Below are 18,041 nucleotides of genomic sequence, written 5' to 3' on the forward strand. Positions count from 1 at the left end.
CCTGCGAGGGAAAGACAGCTCTTAGAAAAACTAATGTTTGTTCATCAATTTTAACTCAGTTCTGAATCCAATTCGTTTGGTTTCCCGCCTGCGCTGGAAAGACAGCTCTTAGAAAAACTAATGTTTGTTCATCAATTTTAACTCGGTTCTGAATCCAATTCGTTTGGTTTCCCGCCTGCGTGGGAAAGACAGAATTTAAATCGTGTTTCCCTTGTCATTCCCGCGTAGGCGGGAATACGCTTATCACTTCCAATTCCGTTCTAAATGCTAACATTTTATCTCCAAAAAGTTGCTGACTTTCTGCTCTTAATTCAGGTGCGTTTTCTTTATAATATTTTTCTAAAGTGGCTTTGCTGTCGGTCATAAATTGCACAGAATAGGTTGTTCCTCCCATTTCTTCTTCAATTAAAACCTTGACTAATCGTGCCGAAGAAAATTTTCCTGTGGCTAACATGTCTCCTATATGTTTGGTTTGCATCCAATTAAGCCATTGGTCGTGAACGCTTTCGTGTATGTTTATGGTAATATTGTAAATAATCATTTTTAAAAGTATTAAGATTTAGAGAATTAAGTAGTACGATTTTTTGAGAATTAATTTATCCTTTCTATGAAACATTTTAATTTAAATCTATTATCTATCCGTCTATCATCTCTATGTCTATTTAAAGATTCTTATCGCCACGCAATTCCCTGAATTTCTTTCGAGCTTCAACAAAATAAATGCTGTCTTGGTGGTTAAAAATTAGTTGTTCGTAAAGCGATTTTGCTTTTTCGGGATGTTGTAATTTATTATAAATTTCTGCCGAAAAATACAACGCTTCGTCTATGTAAATTCCGTCGCTATGATTTGTTATGATTTCTTGATATTGGGGTAAAGCCAAAGTATATTCGCCTTGTTTTTCGTAAATTTTCCCCAATCGCAACAAAGTTACCGCTTCTATGTGCTTCGCCTGTTCGGGCATAGCCCTCGAGTCTTGTCCTTTGAAGCTTTTCAAAATCGATTGAAACTGCAGCATAGCTTCTTGATTTCGGTTTTGATATAATAGATAATCGCCTTTTGCAAATTGTTTCAAAGCAACTTGAGTCGAATCTTCAACGGTATTATCATTGATTAACAGGAAATATTCCAGCGCATCATTTGCAATCAATTGTGTACTCGCCGATTTTAATTCCTTGAATTGTTTCAATGCCCAAACAAAATCGGTTTTGAAATAACTGGTTTTAGCGGCTTTCAAACTCGCTTCGTGAGCCACAACATCATTTTTTAAATCCAATTCAATCTGCGAATAATAAATCAAGGCTTGGTTGAATTTTTCTTCATAAAGCAATATATCTGCCAGTTCCATTTTGGCTTGAGCCGTTTCGTAATCGTTCAATTCTAACTCCAAAGCATGCTTTACGATTGCTTTTCCGTCTTCCGGTTTTTTTAGATTGAAAGCTACAAAATGGGCTTGAATAAGCTGCAAAGATAACGTAAATGGACTAATTTCATACAGCTTCAACAAGCCGTCTAATTCCAGATTGATGGCAGAATACTCTTTTTCTTGTGCGGTTGCAATTTTCATTTTAATCAAAAAGGTGTTGGCTTGAACAAGCAATTCTAGATCTTTGGTGTTTTCTAAAACAAATCCCAGTATTTCCTTTGCCGCTGCAGGATTGTCTTCCTCAATGGCCAGTTGTCCAAGGTTTACAATATTTGACAGCGATTCTGGGTCGCGTTTATAAATGGCTTTTTCCTGAATAAAAGCTTTCCCAAACTCTTTTTGCTGAATATAAAACCAACTCAAATACCGATTCCAAAACACATCTTGGTTTTTTTGAGTTCTTACGATCAAGGTTTTTCGTAAGGTTTCGTTAAAGTTGGTATCGCCTTCATCGGTCATAAAACGGGCGAGTTGATTTTGAATCAAAATTGAATTTTGAGGATTATAAAACGCTTCGTCTAGGAAAGTTGTAATCATCATTTCGGTGTTGCCCAATTGTCCGTAAAGCAACGCCATTTGATAATTGAAATTAAAATTGGGTTGCAATGCTGTTGCGGTTTGATACGATTTTAAGGCATATTCCAAAAGCGCTTTTCTCTCGAAAGAATTGGCAATTCCGTAAACTTCATTTGGGTTTTTCTTGATTCTTTCTATTGCCTCGTCGTAGTACTTTTTGGCGGAAGCCTCATTCTTTTGCAACTGAAAATTATAACCCAATTCGACCAAAAGAGTACCTTGTTTGTAGGTGCTCAATCGGGCTTGAATGGCTTTTTCGGCCAAGTCAAACTGCTGCAATTGCTGGTAACACTCTATCGTTTTTTGGAAATACTGGTAGTTTTGCGGTGATGCTTTTAACAATTCTTCGAAACTGATTTTAGCTTTCTCGAAATCGCCTTTTTCGAAATAATACTGCGCTAATTGCTCGTTTTGCGAGAAACAAACCAATGAAAAAAACAGAGTTATATGTAGAAAAAGTTTTTTCATTGATTGGTTTAATTGAAGTCGAAGTTTTATTTTTTTATAGTCAATTCTTTTATAGTTAACTTATTTTCTGTTTTTAAATTGGTTTTCTCATATTCAAATTGCCTTTCAATTATTTCAATCGTTGAATCTATTGAACCACCATAGGAAAACCCAAGAGAGTAGTCACTTGGATTATAATCTATTTCGACTTTTAATTTTCCGAAAACCTCTGGTTTAATAATGTCTCTTTTTAGGGATATAGGGTAATACCAAGTGATTTCTTGTTGGTTTTTCCATAAAGGAAAATTTTTCACAAGCACTTCTTCGTTCTCTAAGTCATTAATTGTTGGTTTGTAACTTTTATTAAACCTTGTGGTTGCAATAAGACATAATCCCAATTCTGTGTTTTTAATTGCTTCCAAAACAACAGCTCCTCCATAATTTCCGTTTTTAAGTTTAAAAGTCAAACAGTCTCCTTTTTCAAAAACAGGTTTACGAATTATTTTTTTTTTTCTTGACTTTGCTTTTGCTCTTTCAATTTGAATATCAGCTAAAAATTTATCGAGAACTATTTTTCGCTTTTTTATGTCTTTTTCATCAGCGTCAAGCTGTTTCCATACTTCAATGTCTGCTCCTGTTTCTATTATTTTTTTTACCCTTTCAAAAATCTCTTTATCAAGTAACTTACATTCCCATTGTGCTTTTGCTAAAGCAAACCAGAAATTATTACAGTCGTCTACATCATTTATCGTTTCTTGGTTGTCGGAAATTAGTTTTTGAGAAATTTCCGCAACATCAAATCCTTCATTATAGAGATTGAAAAAATCTCCATAAATATCGGCAAAAGTATCATTAGATGATATTGCTGTTCCCCAAGCTCCCATATATTTTACAAATTAATTAATAATATCAAACCCGCAATAGCTTCGCAAAACCTCAGGAATTACAATGCCGTCCGCAGTTTGGTAATTTTCTAAAATTCCTGCTAGAACTCTTGGCAAAGCCAATGAACTTCCGTTTAGAGTATGTGCTAATTGGTTTTTTCCGTCTTTGTCTTTGAAACGCAATTTCAAACGATTCGCCTGAAAAGTCTCGAAATTAGAAACCGAACTGATTTCCAACCAACGTTCTTGCGCCGTAGAATACACTTCAAAATCATACGTCAAAGCCGATGTGAATCCCATATCGCCACCACAAAGACGCAAAATTCTATACGGTAATTTCAATTCTTGGAGAATACTTTTTACGTGTTCTACCATTCCTTCTAGAGCTTCGTAGGATTTGTCGGGATGTTCCACTCTCACAATTTCGACTTTGTCAAATTGGTGCAAACGGTTCAATCCACGAACGTGAGCGCCGTAAGAACCTGCTTCACGACGGAAACAAGGCGTGTACGCTGTGGTCAAAATTGGCAATTCGTTTTCGTTCAAAATTACATCCCGAAACAAATTGGTTACCGGAACTTCTGCTGTTGGAATCAAGTACAAATCATCGGTTTTGTCGTGGTACATTTGGCCTTCTTTGTCTGGTAATTGCCCCGTTCCGTATGCCGAAGCTTCGTTGACCATATGCGGAACCTGAACTTCATTGTAGCCAGCAGCCGTGTTTTTATCCAAAAAATAATTGATTAAGGCACGTTGCAACTTGGCTCCTTTCCCTTTGTAAACTGGAAATCCTGCACCCGTGATTTTGTTTCCTAATTCGAAATCAATGATGTCGTATTTTTTTACCAAATCCCAATGCGGTTGTGCACCTTCGTGCAAAACAGGGATTTCGCCTTCCTCGAAAACGTTCAAATTGTCTTCCGGGGTTTTTCCTTCGGGAACAATAGCAGCTGGAAGATTGGGTAAAGTGTATAATTTTTCCAACAAATCGGCAGCCAATTGATCGGCAGTTTCGGCCAATGCTTTGCTTTTTTCTTTGTTTAATACGGTTTTTTCTTTGAGAATGGCGGCTTTTGCTTTTTCGCCTCCTTTCATCAATTCGCCAATGGCTGCAGACAATTTATTAGATTCGGACAAAATTCCATCCAACTCCACTTGTGTGGCGCGACGTTTTTCATCCAGTTGTACCACTTCTTGAACAACACTCGTGGCATCCATATTTCTTTTTGCCAAAGCGGTGATTACTTTCTCCTGATTCTCTCTAATAAATGCAATTTGTAACATATCCTGATTTTTTAAACACTAACTTTTATAATAACGGTAGCAAATTTAAGGAAAAATATTCTGGTTAAGCAGAATTTCTAGCCCTGATTACTTCACTTGATTTCTATTTTCAGAGGAGTTCAGTGAACTTCGTTTGAAGCGGAAATCCTTTTTCTAAACCCTGTCAGGGTTTTCAACCCTGACAGGGTTGAAAAAGATTGCAGCGGATAGCAGGAAATAGCTCCAGATTGCCACGTTCCTCGCAATGACAATAAATAATTACTTATTTTTGCAACAAATTAAACTGAGCTATGTTACAAAATCCAAAAAGATATACCATTACGGCGGCATTGCCTTATACAAACGGACCGATTCACATTGGGCATTTGGCGGGTGTTTACGTGCCTTCGGATATTTATTCTCGTTATTTACGATTGCAAGGAAGAGACGTTTTGTTTGTTTGCGGAAGCGACGAACACGGCGTGGCGATTTCAATGAAAGCTAAAAAAGAAGGCATTACACCACAGGAAGTAATCGATAAATATGATGGAATTATCCGCAAATCGTTCTCGGATTTTGGAATTTCGTTTGATAATTATTCCAGAACTTCGGCTAAGATTCATCACGATACCGCTTCGGAATTTTTCAGAACGCTATATGACAAAGGCGATTTTATAGAGGAAGTGACCGAGCAATTGTATGATGCGAAAGCGGACCAATTTCTAGCAGATCGTTTTGTTGTAGGAACTTGCCCAAAATGTGGCAACGAAGAAGCGTATGGCGACCAATGCGAAAAATGTGGTTCGACCTTGAACGCTACAGATTTGATTAATCCAAAATCGACCATTACGGGAGAAACGCCAATTATGAAAAAGACGAAACACTGGTTTTTGCCTTTGGATCGTTACGAAGATTTTCTGAAAGAATGGATTCTCGTTGGACATAAAAATGACTGGAAACCTAATGTTTACGGACAAGTAAAATCGTGGATTGATGGTGGACTGGAACCTCGCGCTGTAACTCGTGACCTCGATTGGGGAATTGATGTTCCTGTTGAAGGTGCGGAAGGGAAAAAATTATACGTTTGGTTTGACGCACCGATTGGCTACATTTCATCTACAAAAGAATGGGCTTTACGCGAAGGAAAAGATTGGGAACCGTATTGGAAAGATCAGGATACAAAATTGGTTCACTTTATAGGTAAAGACAATATTGTTTTTCATTGCATCATTTTTCCTGCGATGTTGAAAGCGGAAGGAAGTTATATTTTACCGGATAATGTACCTGCAAACGAGTTCTTGAATTTGGAAGGAAATAAATTATCCACGTCTAAAAACTGGGCGGTTTGGTTGCACGAATATTTGGAAGAATTCCCGAATCAGCAAGATGTTTTGCGTTATGCTTTGACATCGAATGCACCCGAAACCAAAGACAATGATTTTACTTGGAAAGATTTTCAGGCGAGAAACAATAATGAATTGGCTGCGATTTTTGGGAATTTCATCAATCGTGTGGTGGTTTTGACTCATAAATATTATGACGGAATTGTTCCAAAGCCTAACGAGTTTTCGGAAGTGGATGAAGCCACTTTAACGGAATTAAAAGCCTATCCAGCCGTAATTTCGAGTTCGATAGAACGATATCGATTCCGTGAAGCTTTGAGTGAATTGATGAATGTTGCCCGATTGGGGAATAAATATCTTGCTGACGAAGAACCTTGGAAAATGATAAAAACCAATCCAGCTCGTGTGCAAACCCAAATGTATGTGGCGTTGCAAATTGCTGCTGCTTTGCGTGTTTTGTGCGAACCGTTTTTGCCTTTTACGGCAGAAAAATTGAATATTATTTTAAAAAATGACGAAAAATTAAATTGGAATGATGTTTCGACAAATTCGGATTTGTTGCCTGCGGGACACAAAATAGGCGAAGGCGAAATATTATTTGCACAAATAGACGACGAACAAATTCAAAAACAAATAGACAAATTGGAAGCTACAAAAAAATCAAATGAGGTTGCTTCGTTCCTCGCAATGCCGCAAAAAGAATTGATTCAGTTTGATGATTTTGCCAAAATGGATATTCGTGTAGGAACGATTCTAGAAGCCGAAAAAATGCCTAAAGCCAACAAATTGTTGATTCTAAAAGTTGATACCGGAATTGATGTTCGCACGATTGTTTCAGGAATTGCCGAGAGTTTCAAGCCCGAAGAGATCATTGGAAAACGCGTAACGATTTTGGTGAATCTAGCTCCAAGAAACCTTCGTGGCGTGGAAAGTCAAGGAATGATTTTGATGACCAATAATGCCGAAGGAAAACTGGTTTTTGTAAATCCTGATGCGGATGGTGTTGCGAATGGGGAGACGATAAATTAAAAAAAAATAACCGCAATTTTGTAAAGACGTTGCAGTGAATTACCTCAACAATTCGAATGAACATTTAAAGAGACGTTGCAAATGGATAATGGTAGAGACGTTGCACTGCAACGTCTCTACCGAAAACAAATATAATATGACAAACAAATTCCAAAATAAATATCGTATTCCTTCTGCACGATTAAAAAATTGGGATTATGGAACTAATGGTGCATATTTTATAACAATTTGTACCGGAAATCGGGAACATTTTTTTGGTGAAATTGTGTCGGTAAATGATGAGAATGAAATGCAGTTTAATGAAATTGGAGGGTTGGCAAATGAATTTTGGGCGGAAATACCTAAACATTTTCCGTTTGTTGAATTAGGAAATTATCAGGTTATGCCCAATCATGTTCACGGAATATTGATAATCGATAAAAATAATGTTGTTGATGACGTTGTAGAGACGTTGCCCTTAGAGACGTTGCAATGCAACGTCTCTACCCAAAACGAATTCATGTCAAAAATCTCCCCTAAATCAGGAACGATTTCAACCATTATTCGTTCCTTTAAATCTGCGGTAACTAAAAACGCCCATCATATTCATGCTGATTTTGAATGGCAAGAACGTTTTCACGATCACATAATCCGAAATTCAAAATCGTTTGATAACATACAAAATTATATAGAAACTAATCCAGAAAACTGGCGAGAAGATAAATTTTATAGCTAAATTCGTAATTATTTTTTATTTTAAAATCATATTAAACCAACTATTTATGTTCAAAAAAATTATTACTCTAGTCTTATTTTTAATTGGTTTTATTTCCTTTTCTCAAGAAATAGTTAGTTCATTTCCTTTGGATTTTAAAGGTAATCGAGATGTTTTTCAAATTGTGAATGATTCTACCAAAGTAACTACATTTTTTATTTGTGATAAAGAAAAAATAAAAGCAATTCGTCTCAATAAAGAGATGCAGGTTGTTGATTCTTTATCAACAAATAGAATAAATCATGAAGTTTATGTTGGAATGATTGGGAATAATGGCGACGATCAAAATCCTAATTTATTCTGGTCATCTCCAAACCGCAAAGAAATACTGGTTCAAAGATTTAATTTTGAAATCCATAAAGTTACAACCCAAAATTATGTTTTATCTTTAAAAGATGAAAGATCTTTACAAAGTTTTTCTCAAAATGGCAGGTTTTACCTTTTAACTGTACTAAAAAATAGCGACAAATTGAAGCTGTACGTATTTGATGCTAATGGAAAGTTAGAAGAAAAAATAATTGATTTGGCGGGATTCAAATTTTATAAATCCGATTATCAAAAAACAACATTGTATGGGTTTTTATCTGAAAGCTTATTTGCTTCTAATTCCTCTTTTTCTTTACAAAAAATTAGCTCTGAAAATCCAACTTCACTTGTTAAAAGTTCAATGAAAAGGAAATGTTATTTGAATGGTAATACTCTTGTTATGACATTTGACACAAACATAGATTATACTCAATTAATAACCCTGAATTTAGAAGCATACACGGCGACAGAAAAATTTATAAAGAAACCTTATCTTTATTCTATAGACCCAACATTCTTAACCTCAAATTCATTTTTAATAGACAACAAACTATATCAAATAAAATCCTCGTCGAGTCAAATAATCTTAACACTAAAAAATTTAGACGATAATTTATTAAAGACCTACGCCGCTTCAGACAGGACTCCAAGTATAGATTTTAAAAATACCGAAATTATCCAAGAAGATGGTAATGCGTCAAAAAAACGAATTTTAGAAACTTCAGCACAATTCATTAGAAAAATGAATAACTTAAATGCTGGAATATCCTGTTACAAACTAAATGATAATTATTTAATAACTTTAGGTAGCGTTTCTGAAGAAGCTCCAAGTGGTTCTGCTATGCTAATTGGCGGAATGTTTGGAGTTGCAGGTGTTTTAATTGCAGCCGCAATTTCAAGTCCAACTATGGAAAGTTTTAATTCTTATGCCAACCGAAGAGTCGTTTACATTAATTGTTTGTTTGACAAAGAAGCAAATCATATAAATGGAGAAATACAACCATTAGCGTTTGATAAAATACGGATATTTGCCGATAAGAATGCGGATATTTCTTCTCAAACTTTATTTAAAATGGATGGTTCTTACTATTTAGGCTATCACGACAAAAACACAAAAGAATACACCATTCGTAAATTTGAAGATTAACCTATGACCCTAAAAGTAATTGCTTTCGACGCTGATGATACTTTATTTATCAACGAAACTTATTTTGATGAAACGGAGAAAAAATTCTGTGGTTTGATGGAAGATTATCTTTCGCATCAAGGTATTTCTCAGGAACTTTTTAGGGTTGAAATCGACAATTTGAAAATCTACGGTTACGGTATAAAAGCCTACACACTGTCGATGATTGAGGCTGCGATGAAAATTTCGAACAATACCATTCCTGTTGAAGTTGTCGAAAAAATCATTGAATACGGTAAAGAATTACTTCAAAAACCAATCGTTTTATTAGACGGCGTAGCAGAAACGCTCGAGGCTTTGCATGGTAAATACAAACTTGTTGTTGCCACCAAAGGTGATTTGTTAGACCAACGTAGGAAACTCCACGATTCTGGCTTGGGACATTATTTTCACCATATCGAGGTGATGTCTGACAAGCAAGAAAAAGATTATTTGGATTTGTTAAAACGTCTAGATGTAAAACCGTCGGCCTTTTTTATGATTGGAAATTCTTTAAAATCAGATGTATTACCCGTATTGAAAATTGGCGGTTTTGCAGCACATATTCCGTTTCACACGACTTGGGCACACGAAAGAATTGATCACGAAGTGGTGCACAATAATTTTACTACTTTAGAAAAAATTAATGATGTTTTGCAAATTTTATTGAAATAAAATCAATGATTTAATCCATTAAACATTCAACATTCTGATTCACATATTTTTATATCTTTTTTTAACGCATAATTTATAGAATTAAAGCTAATACTTTCATAATTAACTGATTAAAATTTTTAATGGAACAACTCGATGTAGTTTTGTAGAGAATTTAAATTATGAAATTATGAAAAAAATCTTACTTACATTAGTTTTTGCATTCGCTTTAAACACATTAAGCGCCCAAAATGAATCAGTTGAAAAAAAAGCAATTGATTTTAATCAATGGTCCTTCGAATTAGCTGGTGGTTTTAATAAACCACAAAGACCTTTAACCTCTGGTTATTCAACTTCAATAATCAGTCCTTACACTCTTGAATTAGGAACTCGTTATATGTTTAACAACAAATTCGGTTTAAAAGCTGACTTTGGTTACAATAGTTTTACAGGTAATGACGAATCATTTGATTTTGACACTAAATATTACAGAGTAGACATACAAGGTGTTGCCAACTTAGGTAGAATGATGAATTTTGAAACTTGGACCAATACTTTTGGTTTATTGGGTCACGCAGGATTTGGTTTATCCTTCTTGGAAAGAAAAGATCCTACGTATGTAAAAGACAGAATGGGAAATTTTATGGTTGGTGTAACTGGTCATATCAAATTGTCTGACAGAATTGTCTTAACAGGAGATTTCACAACTATCACAAATGCAAAACAAAATGTAGCTTTTGATGGTTCAAGCGCTAATGACATTAGAGGTTTTAACGGAAGTCTTTTTACTGGAACTGTAGGTTTAACAGTTTACTTGGGTAAAAACGCAAAACATGCCGACTGGACTCTTGACAATCAAGATAAGTTTGATGCAATTGACGCAAGATTTATGGCAATTGAAAATAAAATGCTAGACACTGATAAAGATGGTGTAGCTGATTATTTAGATGAAGAAGCAAATACTCCTGCAGGATCAATGGTTGATACTAAAGGAAGATCTATTGATAAAAACAACAATAATGTTCCTGATGAAACTGAAGCATATATCTTGAAAAATTATGCAAGTAACACTACTAATTCTCCACTTTTATCAAACAACGAATTGATTACAAGTTTAATTAACGGTGGTTATGTTGCTGTTTATTTTGACTTCGATAAATCTAAACCAACTAATGTTTCTACTGAAGGTATCGATTTTATGTTAACATACTTGAGAAATAATCCTACTGCTTCAATTGATATTGTAGGTCATGCTGACGAAATTGGAAGATCTGATTACAACGACAAATTGTCAAATGCAAGAGCTGCCAATGTGAAAAACACTTTAGTGAAAGCTAATATTGACGCATCAAGATTGAATGTAATTGCTGCCGGTGAAGATACATCAGTAGATAAAGATTCAGAAAATGCAAGAAGATTAGTTAGAAGAGTAACTTTCAGAGTGAAATAATCAACTTTTAAATCTCTCAAAAGCCCTAAAGGAAATTTCTTTTAGGGCTTTTTTTGGCTTGGCATTTCTTAAAAAACAGCTGCAAACTTTAAACGAAGCCCAACAAAAATTAAAAGAATTGCAGTACTTTTGAAAAAATAAAAATTACCCCAATTGTGAAAACGCTTTTAGACATAGAAAATTGGAATAGAAAAGAACCTTTTTTGTTTTTTAAACAAATGGAAGAACCTTTTTTTGGAGTAACCGTTGAGATAAATTGTACCAAGGCTTACGAAAAAGCAAAGGAATTAAAAGCGTCGTTTTTTATTTATTATTTGCACAAAACGCTCGTGGCTGTAAACAGTATTGAACCGTTTCGGTATCGCATTTCGGGGGATGAAATATTCGTTTACGACCAAATAAATGCATCGGCAACGATAAGTCGAGAAGACCATACTTTTGGGTTTTCGTTGATTGAATATGATGCTGATTTTTTAATTTTTACACAAAACGCTGTAACCGAAATCGCTCGCATTCAAACCACAACAGGTATTTTTACTAGAACTTTTGACGATGATAATGTGATCCATTTTTCGGCAATTCCGTGGGTGAATTTTACTTCACTTTCGCACGCACGAAGCCAAACTTTTCCGGATAGTTGCCCTAAAATTTCGTTTGGAAAAATGATAATTGACAAAAACGGGAAACGAACCATGAACATGTCAATTCATGTGCATCATGGATTAATGGATGGTTTTCATGTAGGGAAATTTGTGGATTGCTTTCAGGAATTAATGAATGCATAAAAAGTGTGCGGTGTTCAGTTTGAAGTCTTAAAATAAAAAATCGCAGTTTACAGACAAAATGGTGCTGCAAACTGCGACTATTTCTCGACTGCGCTCGAGATGACCATTGGGAATTATTTCCCTAAAAGAAGCAAATCATTTACAACTACCTCAGTAATATATCGTTTTTCTCCGTTTTTATCATCATAACTTCTGTGGGTAAGTTTGCCTTCAATGGCAATTTGAAGACCTTTGGTCACAAATTTTTCGATGATTTCGGCAGTTTTTCCCCAGGCAACGACTTTGTGCCATTCGGTTTGTTCTACTTTTTCTCCTTTGTCGTTTTTGTAACTATCATTTGTGGCGATGGTTAAATTGGCTACTTTTTTCCCTCCATCGAAATTTTTGATTTCTGGATCGTTACCTACGTTTCCGATTAACTGTACTGTGTTTCTCATTGCATTCATGGCTTGTAAATTTAAATTGTTAGTGTATATTTTTGCCGATTGTTATTTGATTTCGACAGTGCAAAGATGTTATGACTTGCAAAATTTATTCGGTTGATAACCATTTACTTTCGGTTGTAAATGTTTGTAACCGTTTGTACATGGAAATTAATTCGTATATTTGATTGATTTTAAAAGTTTTACAGCCTATGAAAACCTGCCTTGAATGTGGAGATAAAATTGTTGGCCGAGAGGACAAAAAGTTTTGTAGTGACGGTTGTCGCAACGCTTACAACAATAAAATAAACAAAGACAGCACGAATTTTATGCGAAATGTGAATAACAAATTGCGTAAAAACTATCGTGTTTTATCTGATCTTAATGTAGAAGGAAAATCAAAAACTACCAAAACAAAATTGTTGAGTAAAGGATTTGATTTTGAATTTTTTACGAGTATTCTCAATACAAATACGGGTAATACGTACCATTTTGTTTACGATCAAGGCTACCGTTTTTTGGATAATGATTTTTATATGCTTGTAAAAAAAGAATATTAACTTTACTACGATGAAAAAAAATTATACTTCCTTATTCTCTGTTTTAGTTTTAGCTGCAATATTGTTTGGCGTTTTTTATTATATGACGCCACAAAGCAATGACCAAATTGAAGTTCCGCTTTCGGAATTCTCTACAAAAAGGGCATTATCAACTGTAAAAGCAATGACTGTAAAACCTCATTTTGTAGGTTCAAAAAACCACGAAGTTGTTGTGCAATACCTTCAAAAAGAAGTACAAAAACTTGGTTTAGAAACACAATTTCAAGAAGGATTTACTTTAATTGAAAAAGGAACTTTGGTAAAATCTAAAAACATTTTGGCACGAATAAAAGGCACTAATTCTTCTAAAGCGTTGCTGTTGCTTTCGCATTATGACAGTGCGCCACATTCCTATTCGCATGGCGCAAGTGATGATGCCTCTGGAGTTGCTACAATTATTGAAGGTGTTCGTGCTTTTTTACATAATAAAACCCAACACAAAAACGATATAATAATTCTTTTTACTGACGCCGAAGAATTAGGTTTAAATGGCGCAGCGCTATTTGTAAAACAACACCATTGGGCAAAAGATATTGGTGTAGCCTTAAATTTTGAAGCTCGCGGAAGTTCTGGCCCAAGTTATATGTTTATGGAAACCAACCAAGGCAATGCCAAAATGGTTGATGCCTTTGCGGCTGGAAATGTAAAATTTCCCTATACAAATTCGTTGTTTTATAGCATTTATAAAATGTTGCCTAACGATACGGATTTGACTGTTTTTAGAGAACACGGCCAAATTCAAGGATTCAATTTTGCGTTTCTTGACAGCCATTATAATTACCATACAGCGCAAGATAATATTGAGAATTTAGATCCAAAATCACTCACGCATCAAGGTTCTTATTTAGTTCCGCTCTTAAATTATTTTTCGAATACCGATTTGAGCAATATGAATTCTCCAGAAGATAAAGTGTATTTTAATGTTCCTTTTGCATTTGTGAGTTATCCTTTTGCTTGGATTTTTCCTATACTAATTGGTGCTTGTATTCTTTTTGTGGTTTTAATTTTCTTTGGGTTAGGGAAACGTACTTTAAAATCACGCGAACTATTTAAAGGTTTTCTTCCGCTTTTTGGTTCTTTATTTTCAGCTGGTTTATTGACTTATTTTGGATGGAAAATTTTACGAAATAGCTATCCGCAGTACAACGAAATTTTACATGGTTTTACGTATAATGGTCACAGTTATATTTATGCGTTTGTGTGTCTTTCGATGGCAATTTGTTTCTTATTTTATCAAAATAAAAGTTCAAAAAACTCCGAAATGAACCAAATGATTGCACCACTATTCTTGTGGTTGCTTATCAATTTAGGGATTGCTTTTTCGTTAAAAGGCGCTGGATTTTTTATTTTTCCTGTGATTTCAAGTTTATTCATGTTGGGCTATTTTGTACTTACACAAAAAAGTAATTGGTTGCTAAACCTAGTTTTTGCAATTCCTACAATGATCCTATTAGTTCCATTCATTAAAATATTTCCTATAGGTTTAGGATTAAAAATTTTAGTAGGAAGTTCCGTTTTAACCGTTTTATGTTTCACGCTGTTATTACCCGTTTTTGGGTCGTTTACTCGAAAAAAGATTTGGTCGTTAGTATTCTTTTTATTGGCAATTGGGTTTTTTATAAAAGCACATCAAGCATCAAATTATACCATAGACAAAGCAAAACCAAACAGCTTGTTGTATGTGCTTGATGCCGATAAAAATAAAGCCTATTGGGCAACTTATGATGCCAATGTAGACGAATGGACAAAAAAATATTTAAGCGAAAACCCAAAAGCAGCAACAACTTTGAGCGCTTTACAGTTGTATAGTAAATACAATTCCCAATTTGTTTTTGCAAATGAAACCGAAGTCAAAAATATTCCTAAACCAACGATTGAATTCATTCGTGATACTGTAAAAGGAAATCAACACTTGCTTAAAATTTTGATTTCGCCTAGTAGAAATGTAAATCGTTATGATATTTTTAAATCCGAAAATAGTATAATACATAATTTGAAAGCGAATGGTGAAAACTCTATAGACCTGAAAAGCAATATCATAAGTAAAAGTAAAAACAATAAAATAATATCCTATTACGTAGTTGATAATATCCCTTTGGAAATAGAATTTTCTATCCCAAAAGATCAAATTTTTGATATGATGTTTGTAGAAAGTTCGTTTGATTTAATGACTAATCCGCTGTTTAAAATTAATCCCAGACAAAGCTGGATGATTCCAACTCCTTTTGTCTTGAATGATGCTGTGGTGATTTTTGGAAAAATAAAACCTACCAAAAAAGTTAAAATTCCAGTTAGTGTAAGTCCAAAAATTGGGTTTTCAAATATAAAAACAACCGATACAATTCAAGATATTAATGAAACAAATTAGCATTCTTGGTTGTGGATGGTTGGGTTTACCCTTGGCAAAAAAATTGATAGAAAAAGGCTTTTTAGTGAATGGTTCAACAACTTCTGAAGAGAAAATTTCAATCCTCGAAAATTCAGGAATTCAGCCGTTTTTAATTGCACTCGAAAGCAATACTATCTCTGGCAATATCGAAAAATTTTTAGCCGCTAGCAAAACATTGATTATTGATATTCCTCCAAAATTAAGAAGAAATTCTAATGATTCTTCGCCTTTACTTAGAAAGACATTTGTTGAAAAAATCGAAAATTTAATTCCTTTTATAGAAAAATCGACCATCGAAAACGTACTTTTTGTAAGTTCAACTTCGGTTTATGGAACTAATAATGGCGTTGTAACCGAAACTACTTTGGCAGAGCCAGAAACCGAAAGCGGCAAACAATTGCTAGAAGCAGAATCCCTTTTGCAAAACAATAAAAGTTTTAAAACTACAGTGCTCCGTTTTGGCGGATTAATTGGCGAAGATCGAAATCCTATTACATTTTTAGCCGGTAGAAAAAACCTTGAAAATCCAGATACTCCAATAAATTTGATTCATCAGGACGATTGTATTGGTATCATTCTGGAGATTCTTCGTACTCCCGAAGCTTCGGGACAGAATGACAAATTGGTATGGAGTCAAACCTTTAATGCAGTTGCGCCATTTCATCCTACCCGAAAAGAATATTACACCCAAAAAGCCAAAGAGTTGAACTTGGCATTGCCAGAATTTGAGGCGGGTAAATCGTCAAACAGAAAAATAATATCGAATAGTAAAGTGGCTGACTTTTTAAAGTATACTTTTGTAAAAACAAAACTATAAATTGGTAGCTAAAATTAAAACCCTTTTTTCTTCTAAAATAAATGCTATTGGATTGCCAATACTAGCTTTGTGTTGGGTAAGTTTTTTTTGGGGAACGACTTGGCTTGCCTCAAAAGAAGGTGTTAAACACATGCCAGCACTGCAACTAGCAGCAATTAGACAGTTTATTGGTGGGTTTTTGTACGTTGCTTTTTTCTTGTACAAAAAAACGCCTTGGCCAAAAGGAAAACAGTGGCGAGCGATACTCATTTTAAGCTTACTGAATTTTGTTTTTAGCAACGGGTTAAGCACTTGGGGCGTAAAATATATAAGTAGTGGTTTGGGTGCAATTATAGGTTCCATGGTTCCTATTTGGATTGTTATAATTAGTTTTTTTAAGGGTGAAAGAATAACGCGATTGGCTGTACTTGGAATATTAATTTGTTTTGGTGGGGTTTGTATTATTTTTTACGAGCATTTATTAGATTTTATAAAACCCGATTTTCAATTTGGTATTTTACTTTCAATAATTGCTACGATAACTTGGGCTTTTGGAACTTTATATACTAAGAAAAAAGCGGCTAGTTTTAATCCCTATTTTAGTTTGGGATTGCAAATGACTCTTTCTAGTGTTTTTCTATTTATTTTAAGTAGTGCCACTGGAACAAATATTAGCCTTGCTGAAATACCTGCAAATTCTTGGTGGTCAATTGCGTATTTAGTAGTTATAGGTTCTGTTTTGACATTTATTGCTTTCATTTATGCGTTGCAAAATTTACCTACAGCCTTAAGCAGTGTTTATGCGTATATAAATCCAATTGTAGCGGTTTTATTAGGGGCTATAATTTTTGGAGAATCACTTACTGCTGCAATTGCAGTAGGCGGTGCAATCACATTGAGCGGTTTGTATATGGTGAATTATTCTTTGAGAAAAGAAAAAGTGTAATTTATTTATAAAATGTTAATTTAATATAATTACAAACAGCAACGCCGTTTTCCAAATGTCCTTTCGTATTTTTGTACCAAATTCTTTTCATGAAATCTTTTTTTTATAAATATCAAAAATTTTTTAGTGTCTTATTAGTGTTTTCAGTGATTACAATTGGGTTGTTTTACAACGCTTTAAAACCAAGTAAATCTTTGCCCATTTATACGCCATCAATGGTGAATCCTGAACTGGTCGATTCGACAGTGCAATATATTGCTGCTAAACATTTTATTGCTGATTTCTCATTTACGAATCAAAACGGGAAAACCATCACTCAAAAAGACTATGAGGGCAAAATATTTGTTGCTGATTTTTTCTTCACAACCTGTGGTTCGATATGTCCTATAATGACAACAAATATGATCGATGTTCAAAAAGCTTTTCTTAATAATCCAAAAGTTCTCTTGCTCTCACATAGTGTTTTACCAGACACAGACGATGTTCCTGTTTTAAAATCGTATGCGATAAAAAACAAGGTTAATGATGCCAAATGGAACTTAGTTACTGGTGATAAAAAAGACATTTATACCATGGCTAGAAAATCCTATCTAGCCGTAAAACAAGGAAAACCTAACGAACTTTATGATATGGTTCATACGGAGAATTTTGTTCTCGTGGATTCAAAAAAACGAGTTCGCGGATTTTATGATGGAACCAATCTTGATCAGCCAACTGAGCCAGGAATCAAAAATGTCAGACAATTAATAGAGGATATAAATTGGCTTTTGGAGGACGAAAAAAATCAGTAAAACTTATATTTATCACTT

The 18,041-nt window shown here is 34.4% G+C and carries 16 protein-coding genes; 11 read left to right on the forward strand and 5 right to left on the reverse strand.

Going from position 1 to position 18,041, the window contains the following annotated elements:
* Positions 1-214: 214 nt before the first annotated feature.
* The 4 genes from RMO53_RS00245 to serS all read right to left on the reverse strand — a co-directional run bounded on the left by RMO53_RS00245 (position 215) and on the right by serS (position 4,615).
* On the reverse strand, positions 215-541 hold the full coding sequence (locus tag RMO53_RS00245; protein ID WP_310377334.1) for a DUF4286 family protein: 327 nt from the start codon (positions 539-541) through the stop codon (positions 215-217).
* A 121-nt stretch (positions 542-662) separates the two neighbouring features.
* Entirely contained in the window at positions 663-2,468 is a 1,806-nt protein-coding gene (locus RMO53_RS00250) for a tetratricopeptide repeat protein (protein WP_310377336.1), read from the reverse strand.
* Between the two features lie 26 nt (positions 2,469-2,494).
* The gene (locus RMO53_RS00255) at positions 2,495-3,331 is read right to left on the reverse strand and encodes a hypothetical protein (RefSeq protein WP_310377338.1); all 837 of its coding nucleotides are present in this window, start codon (positions 3,329-3,331) and stop codon (positions 2,495-2,497) included.
* Positions 3,332-3,343: 12 nt separating this feature from the next.
* Positions 3,344-4,615 (reverse strand): serine--tRNA ligase, encoded by a 1,272-nt coding sequence (serS, locus tag RMO53_RS00260; RefSeq protein WP_310377340.1) that lies wholly within the window; start codon positions 4,613-4,615, stop codon positions 3,344-3,346.
* A 290-nt stretch (positions 4,616-4,905) separates the two neighbouring features.
* Between serS and metG the strand changes: the two genes are divergently transcribed.
* The 6 genes from metG (at position 4,906) to RMO53_RS00290 (ending at position 12,080) form a co-directional block, all read left to right on the forward strand.
* Positions 4,906-6,966, forward strand: a complete 2,061-nt coding sequence (gene metG, locus RMO53_RS00265; RefSeq protein ID WP_310377342.1) for a methionine--tRNA ligase — start codon at positions 4,906-4,908, stop codon at positions 6,964-6,966.
* A gap of 136 nt (positions 6,967-7,102) precedes the next feature.
* Positions 7,103-7,681 (forward strand): transposase, encoded by a 579-nt coding sequence (locus tag RMO53_RS00270; protein ID WP_310377343.1) that lies wholly within the window; start codon positions 7,103-7,105, stop codon positions 7,679-7,681.
* Positions 7,682-7,727: 46 nt separating this feature from the next.
* The gene (locus RMO53_RS00275; RefSeq protein ID WP_310377344.1) at positions 7,728-9,173 is read left to right on the forward strand and encodes a hypothetical protein; all 1,446 of its coding nucleotides are present in this window, start codon (positions 7,728-7,730) and stop codon (positions 9,171-9,173) included.
* Between the two features lie 3 nt (positions 9,174-9,176).
* Positions 9,177-9,866, forward strand: coding sequence for an HAD family hydrolase (locus tag RMO53_RS00280; RefSeq protein ID WP_310377345.1), 690 nt, complete (start codon positions 9,177-9,179; stop codon positions 9,864-9,866).
* A gap of 169 nt (positions 9,867-10,035) precedes the next feature.
* Positions 10,036-11,295 carry an OmpA family protein gene (locus RMO53_RS00285; RefSeq protein WP_310377346.1) on the forward strand — a complete coding sequence of 420 codons (1,260 nt, stop codon included), beginning with the start codon at positions 10,036-10,038 and terminating at the stop codon, positions 11,293-11,295.
* A 155-nt stretch (positions 11,296-11,450) separates the two neighbouring features.
* Complete coding sequence (locus tag RMO53_RS00290; protein ID WP_310377347.1) at positions 11,451-12,080, forward strand: chloramphenicol acetyltransferase; 630 nt, start codon at positions 11,451-11,453, stop codon at positions 12,078-12,080.
* Between the two features lie 113 nt (positions 12,081-12,193).
* Here the strand turns inward: RMO53_RS00290 and RMO53_RS00295 are convergent, their stop codons facing one another.
* Positions 12,194-12,526, reverse strand: a complete 333-nt coding sequence (locus tag RMO53_RS00295) for a single-stranded DNA-binding protein (RefSeq protein ID WP_310377348.1) — start codon at positions 12,524-12,526, stop codon at positions 12,194-12,196.
* A 188-nt stretch (positions 12,527-12,714) separates the two neighbouring features.
* Between RMO53_RS00295 and RMO53_RS00300 the strand changes: the two genes are divergently transcribed.
* From RMO53_RS00300 to RMO53_RS00320, 5 genes are all read left to right on the forward strand, one after another.
* Complete coding sequence (locus RMO53_RS00300; protein ID WP_310377349.1) at positions 12,715-13,062, forward strand: hypothetical protein; 348 nt, start codon at positions 12,715-12,717, stop codon at positions 13,060-13,062.
* Positions 13,063-13,072: 10 nt separating this feature from the next.
* Positions 13,073-15,469: a M20/M25/M40 family metallo-hydrolase gene (locus RMO53_RS00305; RefSeq protein ID WP_310377350.1), complete on the forward strand. Its 2,397-nt coding sequence runs from the start codon at positions 13,073-13,075 to the stop codon at positions 15,467-15,469.
* Positions 15,456-16,307, forward strand: a complete 852-nt coding sequence (locus RMO53_RS00310; RefSeq protein WP_310377351.1) for an SDR family oxidoreductase — start codon at positions 15,456-15,458, stop codon at positions 16,305-16,307. The genes RMO53_RS00305 and RMO53_RS00310 overlap by 14 nt, the downstream gene beginning before the upstream one ends.
* A 1-nt stretch (position 16,308) precedes the next feature.
* Positions 16,309-17,232, forward strand: coding sequence for an EamA family transporter (locus RMO53_RS00315; RefSeq protein WP_310377352.1), 924 nt, complete (start codon positions 16,309-16,311; stop codon positions 17,230-17,232).
* 89 nt (positions 17,233-17,321) lie between these two features.
* Positions 17,322-18,023, forward strand: coding sequence for an SCO family protein (locus tag RMO53_RS00320; protein ID WP_310377353.1), 702 nt, complete (start codon positions 17,322-17,324; stop codon positions 18,021-18,023).
* Positions 18,024-18,041: the final 18 nt, after the last annotated feature.

The sequence above is a fragment of the Flavobacterium sp. genome, assembly GCF_031409475.1.
Lineage (GTDB): Bacteria > Bacteroidota > Bacteroidia > Flavobacteriales > Flavobacteriaceae > Flavobacterium.

Coding starts and splice junctions, on each gene's coding strand:
- RMO53_RS00245 (WP_310377334.1), bottom strand. CDS start 541: ATGATTATTTACAATATTACCATAAACATACACGAAAGCGTTCACGAC.
- RMO53_RS00250 (WP_310377336.1), bottom strand. CDS start 2,468: ATGAAAAAACTTTTTCTACATATAACTCTGTTTTTTTCATTGGTTTGT.
- RMO53_RS00255 (WP_310377338.1), bottom strand. CDS start 3,331: ATGGGAGCTTGGGGAACAGCAATATCATCTAATGATACTTTTGCCGAT.
- serS (WP_310377340.1), bottom strand. CDS start 4,615: ATGTTACAAATTGCATTTATTAGAGAGAATCAGGAGAAAGTAATCACC.
- metG (WP_310377342.1), top strand. CDS start 4,906: ATGTTACAAAATCCAAAAAGATATACCATTACGGCGGCATTGCCTTAT.
- RMO53_RS00270 (WP_310377343.1), top strand. CDS start 7,103: ATGACAAACAAATTCCAAAATAAATATCGTATTCCTTCTGCACGATTA.
- RMO53_RS00275 (WP_310377344.1), top strand. CDS start 7,728: ATGTTCAAAAAAATTATTACTCTAGTCTTATTTTTAATTGGTTTTATT.
- RMO53_RS00280 (WP_310377345.1), top strand. CDS start 9,177: ATGACCCTAAAAGTAATTGCTTTCGACGCTGATGATACTTTATTTATC.
- RMO53_RS00285 (WP_310377346.1), top strand. CDS start 10,036: ATGAAAAAAATCTTACTTACATTAGTTTTTGCATTCGCTTTAAACACA.
- RMO53_RS00295 (WP_310377348.1), bottom strand. CDS start 12,526: ATGAATGCAATGAGAAACACAGTACAGTTAATCGGAAACGTAGGTAAC.
- RMO53_RS00300 (WP_310377349.1), top strand. CDS start 12,715: ATGAAAACCTGCCTTGAATGTGGAGATAAAATTGTTGGCCGAGAGGAC.
- RMO53_RS00305 (WP_310377350.1), top strand. CDS start 13,073: ATGAAAAAAAATTATACTTCCTTATTCTCTGTTTTAGTTTTAGCTGCA.
- RMO53_RS00310 (WP_310377351.1), top strand. CDS start 15,456: ATGAAACAAATTAGCATTCTTGGTTGTGGATGGTTGGGTTTACCCTTG.
- RMO53_RS00320 (WP_310377353.1), top strand. CDS start 17,322: ATGAAATCTTTTTTTTATAAATATCAAAAATTTTTTAGTGTCTTATTA.